11 protein-coding genes are annotated in these 16,167 nt (G+C 72.6%); 8 read left to right on the top strand and 3 right to left on the bottom strand.

Annotated elements, in window-relative coordinates:
- Positions 1-276: 276 nt before the first annotated feature.
- From ACFV8H_RS31835 to rbsD, 5 genes are all read left to right on the top strand, one after another.
- The gene (locus ACFV8H_RS31835) at positions 277-1,368 is read left to right on the top strand and encodes a LacI family DNA-binding transcriptional regulator (RefSeq protein ID WP_380406917.1); all 1,092 of its coding nucleotides are present in this window, start codon (positions 277-279) and stop codon (positions 1,366-1,368) included.
- The gene (locus ACFV8H_RS31830) at positions 1,365-2,885 is read left to right on the top strand and encodes a sugar ABC transporter ATP-binding protein (RefSeq protein WP_380406915.1); all 1,521 of its coding nucleotides are present in this window, start codon (positions 1,365-1,367) and stop codon (positions 2,883-2,885) included. The genes ACFV8H_RS31835 and ACFV8H_RS31830 overlap by 4 nt, the downstream gene beginning before the upstream one ends.
- Positions 2,875-4,821 carry a substrate-binding domain-containing protein gene (locus tag ACFV8H_RS31825; protein WP_380406913.1) on the top strand — a complete coding sequence of 649 codons (1,947 nt, stop codon included), beginning with the start codon at positions 2,875-2,877 and terminating at the stop codon, positions 4,819-4,821. Before ACFV8H_RS31830 ends, ACFV8H_RS31825 begins: the two co-directional genes overlap by 11 nt.
- Positions 4,822-4,902: 81 nt before the next feature.
- Positions 4,903-5,817, top strand: coding sequence for a ribokinase (locus ACFV8H_RS31820; RefSeq protein ID WP_380406911.1), 915 nt, complete (start codon positions 4,903-4,905; stop codon positions 5,815-5,817).
- Positions 5,814-6,203 (top strand): D-ribose pyranase, encoded by a 390-nt coding sequence (gene rbsD, locus ACFV8H_RS31815; protein WP_380406909.1) that lies wholly within the window; start codon positions 5,814-5,816, stop codon positions 6,201-6,203. The genes ACFV8H_RS31820 and rbsD overlap by 4 nt, the downstream gene beginning before the upstream one ends.
- A 212-nt stretch (positions 6,204-6,415) precedes the next feature.
- Here the strand turns inward: rbsD and ACFV8H_RS31810 are convergent, their stop codons facing one another.
- A complete protein-coding gene (locus ACFV8H_RS31810; RefSeq protein ID WP_380406907.1) occupies positions 6,416-7,132 on the bottom strand; it encodes a flavodoxin family protein in 717 nt (238 codons plus the stop codon).
- 212 nt (positions 7,133-7,344) lie between these two features.
- Between ACFV8H_RS31810 and ACFV8H_RS31805 the strand changes: the two genes are divergently transcribed.
- Together ACFV8H_RS31805 and ACFV8H_RS31800 are read left to right on the top strand one after the other, a co-directional pair.
- On the top strand, positions 7,345-7,686 hold the full coding sequence (locus tag ACFV8H_RS31805; RefSeq protein ID WP_380406905.1) for a hypothetical protein: 342 nt from the start codon (positions 7,345-7,347) through the stop codon (positions 7,684-7,686).
- Between the two features lie 15 nt (positions 7,687-7,701).
- Positions 7,702-10,092 carry an SAM-dependent methyltransferase gene (locus ACFV8H_RS31800; protein ID WP_380406903.1) on the top strand — a complete coding sequence of 797 codons (2,391 nt, stop codon included), beginning with the start codon at positions 7,702-7,704 and terminating at the stop codon, positions 10,090-10,092.
- Between the two features lie 94 nt (positions 10,093-10,186).
- Here the strand turns inward: ACFV8H_RS31800 and ACFV8H_RS31795 are convergent, their stop codons facing one another.
- Together ACFV8H_RS31795 and ACFV8H_RS31790 are read right to left on the bottom strand one after the other, a co-directional pair.
- The gene (locus ACFV8H_RS31795) at positions 10,187-12,352 is read right to left on the bottom strand and encodes a hypothetical protein (RefSeq protein ID WP_380406901.1); all 2,166 of its coding nucleotides are present in this window, start codon (positions 12,350-12,352) and stop codon (positions 10,187-10,189) included.
- On the bottom strand, positions 12,349-14,151 hold the full coding sequence (locus tag ACFV8H_RS31790) for an HSP90 family protein (protein ID WP_380406899.1): 1,803 nt from the start codon (positions 14,149-14,151) through the stop codon (positions 12,349-12,351). Before ACFV8H_RS31790 ends, ACFV8H_RS31795 begins: the two co-directional genes overlap by 4 nt.
- 409 nt (positions 14,152-14,560) lie before the next feature.
- On the opposite strand from ACFV8H_RS31790, the gene ACFV8H_RS31785 reads away from it, so the two are divergent.
- Positions 14,561-16,165 carry a neuraminidase (sialidase) gene (locus tag ACFV8H_RS31785; RefSeq protein WP_380406897.1) on the top strand — a complete coding sequence of 535 codons (1,605 nt, stop codon included), beginning with the start codon at positions 14,561-14,563 and terminating at the stop codon, positions 16,163-16,165.
- The last annotated feature ends 2 nt before the right edge of the window (positions 16,166-16,167 follow it).

Genomic DNA, 16,167 nt, shown 5'->3' with positions numbered 1-16,167 from the left:
GATCCACGCGCAAGGGCCGTATGGCTCCGACCGGCGACCGCAGGAGGGACGCTACGGCTTCGCTCCGGGGCCCGGTGCGGCGCCCGCCTGCTACAAGAGTGTTAACGCTCACATGCAGCGCGTCAACACTCTCGACGGAACGGCGGGGGCACCGGCACGGCGTTCATCACAATCAGGTTTCAGCCATCCGCTCAAGGCTTGCCCTGCGGGCATGTAATCGATTCCAATCGTGGGAGCACATCGATGTAATCGATTCCACGAGGAGGTGGAGCGGCTGTGCCGAGCATCAAGGACGTCGCCGCCGAGGCAGGCGTGTCCGTCGCGACTGTCTCGCGTGTCCTGAATGAGCACCCTTCGGTCAGCGAGGACGCGCGGGCGCGGGTGCTGGCCGCCGTCGCGTCGCTCGGCTACCGGCCCAACGCCGTGGCGCGGTCGCTGCGTACCGACCAGACCCGCACCCTCGGCCTCGTGATCAGCGACGTGCTGAATCCGTACTTCACCGAGCTCGCACGGTCCGTGGAGGAAGAGGCGCGGGCGCTGGGGTACAGCGTGATCATCGGGAACGCCGACGAGCGGCCGGAACTGCAGGACCACCACGTACGGACGCTGCTGGACCGCCGTATCGACGGACTGCTGGTCTCGCCCACCGACGGCGGTTCGCCGCTCATGCTGGACGCCGCCCGGGCCGGGACACCGATGGTGTTCGTGGACCGGTGGATCCCCGGCGTCGACGTGCCGGTGGTGCGGGCGGACGGGCGGGGTGCCGTACGGGACCTCGTCGTGCACCTGCACCGGCTGGGGCACCGGCGGCTGGCGATCATCGCCGGGCCGGCCGCCACCACGACCGGGCAGGAGCGTGTGGAGGCGTTCCGCGAGGCGCTGGCGGAGTGCGGCCTCGACCTGCCGGACCAGTACATCGGCCAGGGTGACTTCCAGGCCGCCAGCGGCCGACGGGCGACCGAGCGGTTCCTCGACCTCGCCGAGCCCCCGCAGGTCGTGTTCGCGGCGGACAACCTGATGGCGCTGGGGGCCCTGGACGCCGTACGCGCCCGTGGTCTGCGCGTGCCGGACGACATCGCGCTCGCCGCGTTCGACGACATCCGCTGGTTCGTGCACACGGACCCGCCGATCACCGCGATCGCCCAACCCACGGGCGAGCTGGGCCGGGCCGCCGTGCGCGCGCTCGTGGACCGCATCGAGGGGCGGACACCGCGATCCGTGACGCTCCCCGCCCGTCTCGTCGTTCGCCGCTCGTGCGGCGAGACCCCGGTGACCGAAACCCCGGCGACCGAAGCCCCGGCGACCGAAACCCCCGTGGTCGAAACCCCCGTGACCGAGACCCCCGTGACGAACAGGAGCCAGTCGTGAGCGACCCGGACGAGTTGCTGCGCATCGAGGGCATTCGGAAGACCTTCCCCGGGGTGGTCGCGCTGGACCGCGTCGACTTCGACCTGCGGCGGGGCGAGGTCCATGTGCTGCTCGGTGAGAACGGCGCGGGAAAGAGCACCCTGATCAAGACGCTCTCCGGCGCCCACACACCCGACGAGGGCCGCGTCCTGGTCGGTGGTGAGGAGGTCCGCATCCATGGTGCGCAGGACTCCGAGCGACTCGGGATCGCCACCATCTACCAGGAGTTCAACCTCGTCCCCGATCTGACGGTCGCCGAGAACATCTTCCTGGGGCGCCAGCCGCGCCGGTTCGGGATGATCGACCGGAAGAGGATGGAGGCGGACGCTTCGGAGCTCCTGGAGCGCGTCGGCGTCAGCGTGTCGCCCCGCGCGCGGGTGCGCGAACTCGGCATCGCGCGCCTGCAGATGGTCGAGATCGCGAAGGCGCTGAGCCTGGACGCGCGGGTTCTGATCATGGACGAGCCGACCGCCGTGCTGACCTCCGAGGAGGTCGAGAAGCTGTTCGTGATCGTGCGCAAGCTGCGCGAGGACGGCGCCGGGATCGTCTTCATCACCCACCACCTGGAGGAGATCGCCGCCCTCGGGGACCGGGTCACGGTCATCCGGGACGGCAGGTCGGTCGGGCAGGTGCCTGCCTCCACTCCGGAGGAGGAACTCGTCCGGCTGATGGTGGGCCGGTCCATCGAGCAGCAGTACCCGCGCGAGCGCGCCGTCCCGGGCAGCGCTCTGCTGTCCGTGGAGGGGCTGTCCCGGGACGGTGTCTTCCACGACGTCAGCTTCGAGGTTCGGGCCGGCGAGGTCGTCGGCGTCGCGGGGCTGGTCGGGGCGGGTCGTACCGAGGTGGTCCGGGCGGTCTTCGGAGCCGACCCGTACGACCGCGGTTCGGTCCGCGTCGCCGGGGCCGCCTTGAAGCGGCACGACATCGGCGCCGCCATGACCGCGGGACTCGGGCTGGTACCGGAGGACCGCAAGGCTCAGGGGCTGGTGCTCGACCAGTCGGTCGAGGAGAACCTCGGACTCGTCACCCTCAAGTCCGCCACCCGAGCCGGAATCGTCGACCTCAAGGCCCAGCACGTCGCCGCCGAGCGGATCGCCGGGCAACTCGGCGTACGGATGGCCGGGCTCGGTCAGCAGGTGCGCACGCTGTCCGGCGGCAACCAGCAGAAGGTCGTCATCGGCAAGTGGCTCCTGGCCGACACCAAGGTGCTGATCCTCGACGAGCCCACGCGCGGCATCGACGTCGGCGCCAAGGTCGAGATCTACCAGCTCATCAACGAACTGACGGCGGCCGGGGCCGCCGTACTCATGATCTCCAGCGATCTGCCCGAGGTGCTCGGGATGAGCGACCGGGTGCTGGTGATGGCCCAGGGCCGGATCGCGGGCGAGTTGTCCGCCGACGAGGCCACGCAGGACGCGGTCATGTCGCTGGCCGTGAGCAATCCCACTACCGAACTGGAGGCCCCCCGTGGCCGCTGAAACGCTCAAGAGCGGTACGGGCGCCGGTGGCGCCGCGGCGTTGCGCCGTCTGCTGCTCGACAACGGCGCACTGACCGCGCTGATCGTCCTCGTCATCGCCATGTCGGCGCTGTCGGGCGACTTCCTCACCACCGACAACCTGCTCAACGTCGGTGTCCAGGCGGCCGTGACCGCCGTCCTCGCCTTCGGTGTCACCTTCGTGATCGTCTCGGCGGGCATCGACCTGTCGGTCGGTTCGGTGGCCGCGCTGTCGGCGACCGTGCTGGGGTGGAGCGCCACGGCGCACGGAGTGCCGGTGGTCCTCGCGGTGCTGCTGGCACTGGCGACGGGTGTGGCCGCCGGCCTGGTGAACGGTTTCCTGATCTCGTACGGCAAGCTGCCGCCGTTCATCGCGACGCTCGCGATGCTGTCGGTGGCGCGTGGTCTGGCACTGGTGATCTCGGACGGCTCGCCGATCGCGTTCCCGGGCTCGGTCTCCCACCTGGGCGACACGCTCGGCGGGTGGCTGCCGGTGCCGGTGCTCGTCATGGTGGCCATGGGACTCGTCGCGGCGTTCGTCCTCGGCCGTACGTACATCGGCCGCTCCATGTACGCCATCGGCGGCAACGAGGAGGCGGCCCGGCTCTCGGGTCTGCGGGTGTCCCGGCAGAAGCTGGCGATCTACGCGCTGTCCGGTGTGTTCGCCGCGATCGCCGGTGTCGTCCTGGCCTCCCGGCTCTCCTCCGCGCAGCCGCAGGCCGCCACCGGGTACGAGCTGGACGCCATCGCCTCCGTCGTCATCGGCGGCGCCTCCCTCTCCGGGGGTACGGGCAAGGCGTCGGGGACGCTGATCGGCGCGCTCATCCTCGCGGTGCTGCGCAACGGGCTGAACCTGCTGAACGTCTCCGCGTTCTGGCAGCAGGTCGTCATCGGTGTCGTCATCGCGCTGGCGGTGCTGCTCGACACCGTGCGGCGCAAGGCCGGGGCCACGCCCACGGCGATCGGGGCGCCCGGCGGCGGACGGGGCAAGCAGGCCGCCACGTACGGGCTCGCGGCCGTCGTCGCCGTGGCCATCGTGGGTGCGACCTCGTTCCTGCACGGCGATCCGAAGTCCGGCACCCAGAAGATCGGCCTCTCGCTCTCCACGCTCAACAACCCGTTCTTCGTACAGATCCGGGCGGGTGCGCAGGCCGAGGCGACGAGCCTGGGCGTGGACCTGACGGTCACCGACGCGCAGAACGACGCCTCGCAGCAGGCCAACCAGCTGCAGAACTTCACCAGTTCGAAGCTCGGGGCGATCGTCGTCAATCCGGTGGACTCCGACGCGGCGAGCAACTCCGTGCAGGCCGCCGGCGCGGCGAAGATCCCGGTCATCGCCGTCGACCGGGGCGTCAACAAGGCCGAGGTGAACGCTTTGGTCGCCTCCGACAACGTCGCCGGCGGTGAGCAGGCCGCGAAGGCCCTCGCCGAGAAGCTCGGTGGCAGCGGGAAGATCGTGGTCCTCCAGGGGCTGGCCGGCACCTCCGCCGCGCGCGAGCGGGCCGAGGGCTTCGCCAAGGGACTGGAGGCGTACCCGGGGATCGAGGTCGTCGCGCAGCAGCCGGCCGACTTCGACCGGACGAAGGGTCTCGACGTCATGTCGAACCTGCTCCAGGCGCACCCGGACGTCCAGGGTGTCATCGCCGCGAACGACGAGATGGCGCTCGGCGCGGCGAAGGCGCTCGGCTCCAAGGCCGGCGGATCCGTGCAGGTCGTCGGCTTCGACGGAACCCCCGACGGGCTCAAGGCGGTCGAGCAGGGGACGCTGTACGCCTCCGTGGCCCAGCAGCCGTCGCAGCTCGGGAAGATCGCCGTGGACAACGCGGTCAAGGCGATCAGGGGCGAGAAGGTCGAGCAGACCATCAAGGTGCCGGTGAAGGTGGTCACGAAGGAGAACGTGGCCGGATTCAGCGGCTGAGACGGGGAAAGGGGTGGCCGGGGTGCCCGCGGAAGCGGGGCTCCGGCCGCCCCGTTCCGGATTTCCTGATTGGGGAGTTTCATGTACGACTACGACGTGTTGGTCGTCGGTTCGGCCAACGTCGATCTCGTGATCGGTGTCGAGCGCAGGCCCGCAGCCGGGGAGACGGTGCTCGGCTCGGACCTCGCCGTCCATCCCGGCGGCAAGGGGGCCAACCAGGCGGTCGCCGCCGCGCGGCTCGGGGCTCGCACGGCGCTGCTCGCGCGGGTCGGGGACGATGCCAACGGGCGGCTGCTGCTGGAGTCGCAGCAGAACGCAGGGGTCGACACGGAGGGCGTCCTGGTGGGCGGGGCCCCGACCGGCGTCGCGCTGATCACCGTCGACCCGTCGGGGGACAACAGCATCGTGGTGTCGCCCGGCGCGAACGGGCGGCTCACGCCGGAGGACGTCCGGGCCGCCGGGCCGCTGTTCCACGCCTCACGGGTGGTCTCGGCGCAGTTGGAGATCCCGTTGGAGTCGGTCGTGGAGGTCGTACGGCAACTGCCGTCCGGCACGAGGTTCGTGTTGAACCCTTCGCCGCCGCAGGCGCTTCCGGCCGAGGTTCTGGCGGCCTGCGACCCGCTGATCGTCAACGAGCACGAGGCCCGGGTGATCCTGGGCGGCGGGGCCGTCGGCGACGATCCCGCCGCATGGGCACGGGAGTTGCTCGCGAGCGGACCCGCATCGGTCGTGGTGACACTCGGTTCGGAGGGCGCGTTGGTGGCGTCCGCCGAGGAGGAGGCCGTGCGGGTCGCGCGGGTCGTGCCGGTGAAGGTCGACGCCGTCGACACGACCGGTGCCGGAGATTCCTTCACGGCCGCACTGGCCTGGAAGTTGGGCGCGGGCGCCTCGCTCGTGGAGGCCGCCGCGTACGCCGCCCGGGTGGGCGCCGTCGCCGTGACCCGGCGGGGGGCCCAGGAATCGTTCCCCACCACCGAGGAGGTCGAGGCGCTGTGAAGAAGGGCGGGATTCTGAATCGCCATCTCGCCGGAGCCGTCGCCGAGTTGGGACACGGTGACCAGGTGCTCCTGTGCGACGCGGGAATGCCGATTCCGGACGGGCCCCGGGTGGTCGACCTCGCGTTCCGGGCGGGGATCCCGTCGTTCGAGGACGTACTGGCCGGGCTCCTCGACGAGTTGGTGATCGAGGGGGCGCTCGCGGCGCAGGAGGTACGGGAGGCGAACCCCGCCGCAGACGGGCTGCTGACCGGCACCTTCGCCGAACTGGCCTACGTGCCGCACGAAACGCTCAAGGAGCTGAGCACGGGGGCGCGCTTGGTGGTGCGCACCGGGGAAGCCCGGCCGTACGCGAACGTGCTGCTGCGGTGCGGAGTGTTCTTCTGACGAGCTGATGCGTGATGCGTGGGCTGGGCTTGATCAGCCACGAACGGCATGAGCAGGAGACGACCCAGCCACTCACGGCCTGCCACGCACACACCCACGCCCACGTGAGATGACGACTCGCCGTCATGAACGTCCGAATGCGGAGGCAGAACCTGCTGTCGATTGTCCTGCCATGGCCGCGTACGAGAGGCGTGTGCCTCCGTTCAGACAGGTCAGCGGTGTTCGGGGTTCTCGAAGTCGAAGCGGCAGCCGGCGTCCCACTCGGAGCGCTGGTTGCCGTGGGCCGGGACGCCGCCGGCGTCCTTGAGCATGCGGGCGAGGTGGAGCTGGTTCCAGGTCATGAAGGTGGTGTTGCGGTTGGTGAAGTCGTTCTGCGGGCCGCCGGAGCCCGAGTCCAGGTACGACGGCCCCGGACCGGCCTCGCCCACCCAACCCGCGTCGGCCTGCGGCGGGATGACGTAGCCGAGGTGCTGCAGGCTGTAGAGGACGTTCATCGCGCAGTGCTTCGCACCGTCCTCGTTCCCGGTGATCAGGCAGCCGCCGACGCGACCGTAGTAGGCGTACTGCCCTTCGGAGTTGAGGATCGAGGAGCACGAGTAGAGGCGCTCGATGACCTTCTTCATCACGGAGGAGTTGTCCCCCAGCCAGATCGGGCCGGCCAGGGTGAGGATGTCGGCCGCCATCACCTGGGAGTAGATGACCGGCCAGTCGTCGGTGTCCCAGCCGTGTTCGGTCATGTCGGGCCAGACGCCGGTGGCGATGTCGAGGTCGACGGCACGGAGGACCTCGACCTCGACGCCCTGGCGTTGCAGGATGCCGGTGCTGACGTCGATCAGGCCCTGGGTGTGGCTGCGCTCCGGGGAGCGTTTGAGGGTGCAGTTGATCACCAAGGCGCGCAGGTCGGCGTACGAGGTCGTCGGGTCCGGCACGGGGTCTCCTTCGGGCGGTCCGGGAGGCCGGCCGGTCGGTGGCGGGCTCCCCGCACAGCTCACCAGGCCGGGTCGGCGGGCGCGCGCGGGGCTGGGCCGGTTGCCTGACGGCGGGGCCCCGCCCGGGGTCGAGTCGGGACCTCGGCCCCTGTTCGACCGAACGCCTGATCAGTAGCATGAACTCGCCTTCCACCATGGCCCCGAGGGGACGAGTGACCGCCGTGCTCACGCTCACCACGAACAGCCTGCCCGTCGACGTCGTGGACATCGACGTGGACTTCGACCTCACTCTGGCCGGTGACACCGCTACGGACCTCGCCACCGCCGGGGCACTGCCGCAGAGCCCCCTGCCGCAGGTCATCCAGATGGATCCGCCGACGCCGCAGATCACCCAGATGGGCTTCGACCTCGACACCACCACCGCTCTGGCGGAGCCCGCACCGCAGGTGGTGCAGACGTACGTCCAGCTCGACCCGCCGCTCCTGGTCGACGCGCTGACTCCGCAGGTCACCGTCGCAGCCGCCGAGGGTGCCCACGCCCCCGACACGGTCTGAGGCCGCGCCGCGCGCATGGACCACGACCTGCCCTCCGGCCATCACTACACCCGCCCCTTCGACCGCTTCCCGTCCCGGCACGAACACCAGGAACGGTGGGCCGAACTGACCCGCGCGATCGCCGCCGCCGGCCGGCCCGGCGGTGATTCCGGTGATGAATGCGGTGATGAATGCGGTGGTGAATCCGGCTGCGCCAAGGGCGAGTTGACGGTGCTCGGCTCGGGCATCGAGGCGGCCGGGTTCACCCGGGCCGACGAGCGCCTGCTTCGCGAGGCCGACCACGTCTTCCACTGCGTGGCCGACCCGGCCACCGTGGTCCGGATCAACGCCTGGCGCCCGGACGCCTACGACCTGGGCGTCCTCTACGACGACGCCAAGGACCGCTACCTGACGTACGTCCAGATGTCCGAAGCCGTGCTGCACTTCGTCCGCGCGGGGCGGCGGGTGGCCGCGGTCTTCTACGGCCACCCGGGCATCTTCGTGCTCTCCTCCCACCGCGCCGTCCGGATCGCCCGCCGGGAGGGGCACCGCGCCGTGATGCGGCCCGGCATCAGCGCCCTGGACGTGCTCTGCGCCGACCTCGGGGTGGACCCGAGCACCCCCGGCATGCAGACCTTCGAGGCCTCCGACCTGCTGATCCGCGGCCGGCGCATCGACCCGGGCCTGCACCTGGTGCTCTGGCAGGTCGGCATCGTCGGCGAACTCGACTACCAGCGCGCCGGGTTCACCAACCGGCACCTGCCCGTCCTGCTGGACCGGCTGGAGGAGGTCTACGGGCCGGACCACACCGTGGTCAACTACATCGGCGCCCGCTACCGCGGCCTCGCGCCCGTCACCGCCGAGCACACCGTCGCCGCCCTGCGCGACCCGGCCGTGCAGCGCACCGTCACCAGCGCCTCCACCTGGTACCTGGCCCCCACCGCCGCCGCGCCGGCCGACCCCCAGGTGCTCCGCCGCCTCGGCCTGCTCCAGCCCGGCCAGACCGTCCGCCCGCCCGACGGGCCGCTGCGCACCATCGACGAGTACGGCCCGCGCGAACTCGCCGCCCTCGACGGCTTCGCCGACTTCCGCATTCCGGCCGCGTACCACTGGCAGGAGGACACGCCCGGCGCCCGCTTCGTCCTCGCCCTCGGCGAGGACAGCGCCCTGCGCGCACGCTACATCCGTGAGCCCGCGGCCGCCGTCGCCGACTGGGCGCCACCGGAGCTCGGCGCGGCCGAACGCGCCCTGCTGTCCCGGCGCGAGGACCTCGCCCTCCAGGCCGCCGTCCGCGGCGTACAGCATCGGCCCGCCCCGGAGGCCGCGCGGCGACTGCGCACCCTGCTCACCCGCAAGTCCGAGGCGCGCGCACTGCTGCGGGACGGCATCACGGCCTGGCCGTCGCTCCGCCAGGACCTGGACTCCGTTCTGGATGACGCCCTCTACCCCTGGACCGGCCTGTACGGCACGCCGGACGGCGAGCTCTCCGTCTACGTCCTGGGCCGCGCGACCGACCCGCCCCGGCACCGGGTCCACGTCGACGGCCGCCGGATCGCCGACCCGCGCTACGAGCGCGGCGCGCTGCGCTGGCGCGAGCCGGACGGCAGCGGCGGCGAACTGCGCACCGAGTTCGGTCGGGACGGCCGGCGCCGACTCGTCGGCACCGTCCGCGCTACCGGTGTCGGCGGTGCTGCGGGTTCCGTCGCACGCGCTGTCCGCCTGACGGAGTACCCGCTGCCGGAGACTCCGCCGCTCGCCGACCTGGTGGGCGGGTACCGAGCCGGTGGCGTCCGGGTGGACGTGGTGTCCGACGCCCCCGGCGCGCTCCCGCGCCTGGACGTCAGCGTCGACGGCGAACCCGTCACCGCGGCGGTGCTGCTCGGCCCGGCAGGCTTCGAGGTGACGGGCTTCGAGGTGGACGCGGTCACCGTCCCCTTCGACCAGTCGCTGCCGGACGTGCCGCCCTGCCTGTACGGCGACTACCGGCTGCGGCTGCCGTCCCGGCCGGACACCGGCACCCGACTGCGGATCGCGGTGGACGGCGTCACCCTCGACGGACGGCCCATGCCCAAGGCTGGGTCGAGCGGCCGGCGCCTCGGCTGGCAGGACGGCCCGGCCCCGGTGCCCGGCGCCGAGCTCACCCTGCTGCTCGACCCGATCACCCTCCACCCGATGCTGAGCGGCACCGGCCGGACCGCGGACGGCACGCCGTTCCCGCTGGTCGGCATGGTCCCGGTCGAGGCCGAGGCGGCCCGACGGCTCGCTGCCCGGCCCCGGTTCGGCATCCCGCCCGGCCCCTGGACCCACCTGACCGCGCTCGCCGCCGAGGCCAGCCAGGACGGCGGGCTGTTCTGGTGGCACGGCTGGGAACAGTCGGCCACCGCCCTGCGGACCGTCCAGCTCGCCCTGTGGGAGAGCGGGCGGTAGGCGCGCCACCGCGCGGTCGGGCGCGTAGCAGTCGGACCCGGTCAGGTCAGGTCAGGTCAGGTCAGGTGAATCTGGTCAGTTGATTCTGGTCGGGTCAATCGTCCAGGTCCTCCCGGTCCAGGCCGTGGTAGGCCAGGACCTTCGTCAGCTCCTCCTCGGCGCCCCGGGCCCGCAGGGCCTTGCCGAGCAGCAGGGCCTCCTCCCAGGCCTCGTCCGGCTCGTCCAACAGTGCGATGGCGGCGCGGGCGGACTCCTCGGCGCCCGCCACGTCGCCGAGTTGCAGCTGCACCTCCCCGAGATCGGTGAGCACCGTGCCCCGCCGCTCGGCAGCCTCGGTGTCCGGGTGTGCGTCGAGCAGGGCGCGGGCCGCCCGCAACCGGTCGGCAGCCTCCTCCAACCGCCCGACGGCGCGCAGGTGCTCGGCGTAGGCGATCAGGATGACGACGGTGGACGCGACGACCGGGCCCGGCACACCGGCCGCACCGAGGAGCCGGTCGAGCACCGTACGGGCCTCCTCCAGCAGGTCGGCGAGGACGCCGTCCACGGGTTCGGCGTCGGCGTCCGGGTGTCGGGCCAGCGCCTCGCCGAGTGCCGTCAGCCCTTCCTCCTCCCGCCCGGCGGCCGCGAAGCCACGCGCTGCGGCGAGCCCCCGGGCCGCGCCCTCGGAACCGTAGCCCAGCCACCGACCGAGGGCGGCTTCGACCTCCGGGCGCGACGGGAGCGAGGGCGCTGAGGGCAGCGATGGCAGCACCGGCTCCGGCTCCGGCTCCGGCACCCGCACCGGCACCGGCACCGACAGCGGCGCCACCGGGCCACCGCCCCGCAGCTCCTGCCCCCACGGGTCCGCGTCCAGCAGGTCGCGCAGTACCCGGGCGCCGGTGCCGCTCCCACCGTGCATCCGGTAGGCGCGCGCCAGCACCCACCGGCAGGCTGCCGCGTCCACCGTCAGGCCGAGCCGGTCGAGCTCGCGAACGGCCTCCTCGGCAGCCTCCGCGGCCTCGGCGTACTGCTCGTCCGCGAGCAGCGCCGCGGCGGCGGCCGCCCGGGTGCGGGCCGCTCCGGTCAGGTCGCCCGCCGCCGTCCGGGCCGCGACCTGGTCGAGCAGGCCGCGGAGGCCCTCCCCCCTGCGGGAGTTCAGGTCGCGCTCGAAGACCGACAGCGGTGTGGGCTCGCCGATCGGGCCGGCATCCATCCAGCCGCGTATTCGAGTGCTCTGGTGGGTGTTGCCGTTGCGGGCGTCGAAGCGTTCCGCGATGCCGAGGGCGCGCTCGCGCAGTTCCACCGCGAGGTCGGCCACGCGGGTGTCCGGGCGCCGCGTCCCCTCCACGGTGGGGAAGCGCAGCACCACGTCGCCGTCGCCGTTCTGTTCCTGGCTGCGGGACAGGACGGCCGCGGCGGCGGCCGCGAACTCCATCTCCGTCAGCGGCGTGCGCGGCCGGTCGAGCCAGGAGAGGTGGCGCTCGATCAGGTCGAGCCCGCGCCCGAGGTTGCCGCTGTGCACGCAGAACAGCAGGTTCAGCGCCAACTCCCCGAGGTGGTGCGGGTTGTCGCGGATCCTCCGGTAGGCGGCGCGGTGCGCCTCGACGGCCCGCTCCCCCAGGCCGGAGCGGAGGAACGGCAGCAGCAGCTCGGAGTAGATCAGCTGCGGCTGTTCGGTGCAGCCGGAGCGGACCGCCGACTCGCCGATCCGGATCGCCTCCTCGTCCCGGCCGAGTGCCACCAGGGTCTGCACCTGGCTGCTCGGCACGCAGCCCGCGCAGTCGGAGAGGGCGTCCCGGCGGGTGAGCGCCATCTCCTCGTAGTGGGCCTGGGCCCGCTCGACCTCGCCGATGGACTGCGCGGCCTCGCCGCGGTGCTGGAGGACGGCGTGCATGCTGTGGCCGCCCCGGCGGTAGCGCCGCTCCATGTCGGCGAGCAGGTCCGTCCCCCGCTGCAGCGGGATCTCGGGGTACTGGTAGACGCTGTAGACCATCCACTTGAACTGCCACAGCAGGGTGTGCTCGTGTCCGGAGCCGAAGCGGTGCGGCTCCCGGTCGTAGGCCGCCAGGCACCAGGAGAAGGTGAGGAAGGCCTTCTCCGGCGCCCAGCTGTGCTGGAAGACCGAGGTCGCCGACATCCGCACGTCGAAGGCGAACTCGACCAGGCCGAGCGCGTCGGCGTGCCGGATCACCTCCTCCAGGGCGGCGAACTTCGCCGCGCCCGTGGGCATCCCGAAGGTGCTGTCGTAGAGCCGGCGGAGCTCCTTCTCGGTACGGCTCATCGCGCACCTCCGGCGACGGCCCGGCCGATCAGGCCGAGGAAGGACTGGTTGAGGGCCGCGGTGTCGGCCGGGCGCAGCGGGTGGTGGCCGAGCAGCAGCGCCTGGGTGTACAGGCCTTCCAGGCACATGCCCTGGAGCTCCGGGTCGGCCAGCGCGAGGACCTGGCGGGCCAGCGGGTTGCGGTGGTTGAGCACCAGCCGGGGCCGGGGCGGGGTGTCGGCCTGGAAGCTGCCGAGGATCGCGGCCCAGGTCTCGTCCACCTGCTCCCGGGCCCCCTGGACGTCCAGTTGGAACGCGGTTTCCTCGTCCAGGAGGTAGAGCGAGGGCAGTCCGGAGGGCTCGAAGAAGCGGACCAGCAGGTCGCAGCCGAGCCGGTCGAGCACCCGGTCGGCCACGGCCAGGAACGGGGCGATCGCCTGTTCGTCGGCCGGGTCGAGGCGCTGCAGGTGGGTGGTGAGGTCGGCGGCGCGCAGCTGCTCGACCTCCAGGGCCCGGTCCACCGTCGCGAGCCGGTCGACCAGCTCGGCGTCGTACACGTAGCCGGCGTTGACGACGGCCAGGCCCTGCGCGGCGGCCACCGGTGCCAGTTGCCGGAACTCGTCCAGCAAGGGGGTGAAGCGCAGCAGGCCGTAGCGGTCGGTGAACTCGGCGAGGGTGAGCGGGCCGACGTTGGTCTCCATCGGCCAGAACTCGGCCACCAGGCGCAGCATGTCGTCGTCGTGCAGGGCCAGCGCCTTGACGCCCAGGTGGTGGACGCGCAGGAAGGAGCGCAGCCGGGCGGGCTCCTGGCGGCTCAACCGCACCAGCCAGCCGCGCAGTCGGTCGCCGAGGGCGTCGCGGGTCGCCTCCAGCAGGGAGTCCTCGTAGAGCGCCTCCCGGCTGGCGGTGGGCCGCAGCTCGGAGGTGTCGACGACGCACCGTACGAAGAAGGCCCACTCCGGCAGCAGGCGTTCGGCCCCCTCGGCGAGCAGCATCTGCTTGAGGTACACCCGGTGCGCGGCCGGGACGGCCGGGTTGGCCGGCATCGGCAGGACGAAGGCGACGCCGCGCAGGCCCGCCTCCGCGGTGGCCACGTCGATCACGTCGAAGGGCGCGAAGCCGAAGACCTCCTCGCAGTAGGCCTCCAGGCGGGCGCGGCGGGCCGGTTCGCCCTCGCCTTCGGGGCGGTCCCAGGGGGCGGGGCCGCCGGTGACCGTGGTGCCGTCCACCGTGACCGGGTGCGGCAGCCGGGCGCCGTAGTGGCCGACCAGTTCGGTGACGGCCCGGCGGGTGAGCAGGTGCTCGCAGCCGGGGCGGGGGCGCAAGGTGACGGTGGTGCCGGGCTCGGCGCGCTGCTCGTCGGCGGGCGCGAGCTCGACGGTGTAGCCGCCGTCCGAGGAGCCGTGCCAGCGCACGGTGGGCTCGCCGGCCCGGCGGGTGGTGACCTCGATGGCGTCGGAGACCATGAAGCAGGAGAGCAGGCCGATGCCGAACTGCCCCATGAACTCGTGCCGGGCGAACCCCAGATCGTCGCGCTTCGAGCTGCGCCCGATCGTCGCCAGCAGCTCGTGCACCTGTGCCTCGGTGAGGCCGATGCCGTTGTCGCTGATGGTCAGCGAGCCGTCGCCGTTGGCATCGCTGGAGGCGATCGCGATCCGGGCCTCCCGCGACGCCGTGGCGGCGGCGCCCGGGTGCCGGGCCGTGATCGCGTCCACCGCGTTCTGCAGCAGCTCGCGCACGTACACCTGCGGGCTGGTGTAGAGGTGGTGGCTCAGGAGGTCGACGATGCCGCGCAGGTCGACGCGAAAGGTTCGGCTCAACGGACTCTCTCTCAGGTCGGTTCGGGAGCACCCTAGAACGGGGGTACGACACGGGAAACCGAATATCCGCGCGACGGGCGCCCGGACGGTCGACCGTCCGGGCTGCGGCCTGGGTGCGCACGGATAACCGCAGGTCAGGGCGGGGACGGCGGCCGATGGTGCGGACTTGGTAAGGGAGCGCGCGCGGACCGTTGGCGCGCCCCCTCCGGCTGGTTAGACTCGCGCGGCCGACAGGGCATCGCGACCGGCCGACAGGGCATCGCGACCGGCCGACCGGGCATCGCGGCCGACCGGACGGGCGACACGCACGCCCGACCGGGCGCCGGCTCCCGTTCGGCACCGGAGCAGAGCACAGCGCGGCACCACCCAGGACACCAGGCACGTACCGCCGACGACCATGGGGGTCTCCATGCAGTTCCGCACCAGGGCACCGCTCGCCACCGCGACCGCGGCGCTCCTCCTCGCCGCCGTCGCCGTCGGCACCCCGGCCGGCGCGGCCACGGACGGTACGAACCCGCCCGACACCTCGCCCGGCGCACCGCTCGCCGTGATCTCACCCGGCGATCCGTACGCCTCCTGCGACCTCGGCGCGGACGGCGACGGCACCAACTACCCGGGCGCGGAGGACGAACCGTACGCCGCCGCCAACCCGCTCGACCCGGCGAACACGATCACCGTCTACCAGCAGGACCGCTGGTCCAACGGCGGTGCCCGGGGCCTGAGCTCCAGCTACACCACGGACGGCGTGCACTTCACCCAGACGGCCCTGCCCTTCACCCACTGCGCGCCGGGCGGGCTGGCCTACCAGCGGGCCTCCGACGGCTGGGTGAGCTTCGGTCCCGACGGCACCGCGTACGCCAGCGCCCTGGTCTTCGACGCCACCACGCCCCGCAGCGCGGTGGCCGCCGCCACCTCCACCGACGGCGGGCGCAGCTGGCAGCACGTCACCGAACTGATCGGCGACGACGACCCGGCGATCACCGACGACAAGAACGCCGTCACCGCCGACCCGGTGCACCCGGGCGTGGCCTACCAGGTCTGGGACCGGGTGGACCAGGCCACCGGCCCGACCCCGGTCTTCGACGGGCCGGGCTACCTGTCCGTCACCCGGGACCACGGCCGGACCTGGACCCCGGCGAAGCCCTTCGTGATCACGGCCACGACGCCGAACACCCAGACCATCGGCAACCAGATCGTGGTCGACCCGCGCACCGACACGCTGTACGACTTCTTCGACTGGATCACCTTCACCGACGCGACCGCCACCACCGTCAGCGACGTGCACTTCGGCATGGTCAGCTCCACCGACCAGGGCCGCACCTGGAGCCGACCGGTCCGGGTCGCCGCCGACACCTCCGTCCCCGAGGTCCACCCGAACGCGCCCGCCGACGCCACCAAGTCCCTCCGGGCCGGCGCCGGACTGCCCAGCGTGGCGATCGACCCGCAGACCGGCGAGCTGTACCTCGCCTATGAGGGCTCGGAGTCCACCGGCGGCAGGTACGACGCGATCCAGCTGGTGCACTCCACCGACGGCGGCCGGACCTGGAGCGGCCCGACCCGGCTCAACCAGGCCCCGGGCGCGCCGGCGTTCACCCCGTCGATCACCGTGACGGCCGACGGCACCGTCGCCGTCAGCTACTACGACCTGCGCTACCTCACCCCGAACGACACCACCACGCTGCCCACCGCCGCCTGGCTGCTCAGCTTCCCGCGCGGCGGCGAGAACAGTCCGGTCGAGCGGCAGATCTCGCCGGTCTTCGACTGGCTCCAGGCGCCGTACGCCGGGGGCCACTTCCTCGGCGACTACCAGGCCCTGATCACCGACGGCCACCGGATCCGCCCCGTGCTGGTGACGGCCAACAGCGGCGCCCCGCTGAACTCCACCGACGTGTACAGCGGCCGCTTCCGGCCCGACACCCTGCGCAGCCCGGGCGCGGCCGCACCGAACACCGCTGCGGCGCGCACCGGGGCGCCCGCCGCCGGCCCGCGCGCCGTGCAGCACCTGCGGCGCTGACC

The organism is Kitasatospora sp. NPDC059827 (assembly GCF_042731675.1).
In the GTDB taxonomy this organism is placed as follows: domain Bacteria; phylum Actinomycetota; class Actinomycetes; order Streptomycetales; family Streptomycetaceae; genus Kitasatospora.
This window is presented reverse-complemented; position numbering and strand designations above follow the sequence as displayed.

Coding starts and splice junctions, on each gene's coding strand:
- ACFV8H_RS31820 (WP_380406911.1), top strand. CDS start 4,903: ATGTACGACTACGACGTGTTGGTCGTCGGTTCGGCCAACGTCGATCTC.
- ACFV8H_RS31785 (WP_380406897.1), top strand. CDS start 14,561: ATGCAGTTCCGCACCAGGGCACCGCTCGCCACCGCGACCGCGGCGCTC.
- ACFV8H_RS31795 (WP_380406901.1), bottom strand. CDS start 12,352: ATGAGCCGTACCGAGAAGGAGCTCCGCCGGCTCTACGACAGCACCTTC.
- ACFV8H_RS31800 (WP_380406903.1), top strand. CDS start 7,702: ATGGACCACGACCTGCCCTCCGGCCATCACTACACCCGCCCCTTCGAC.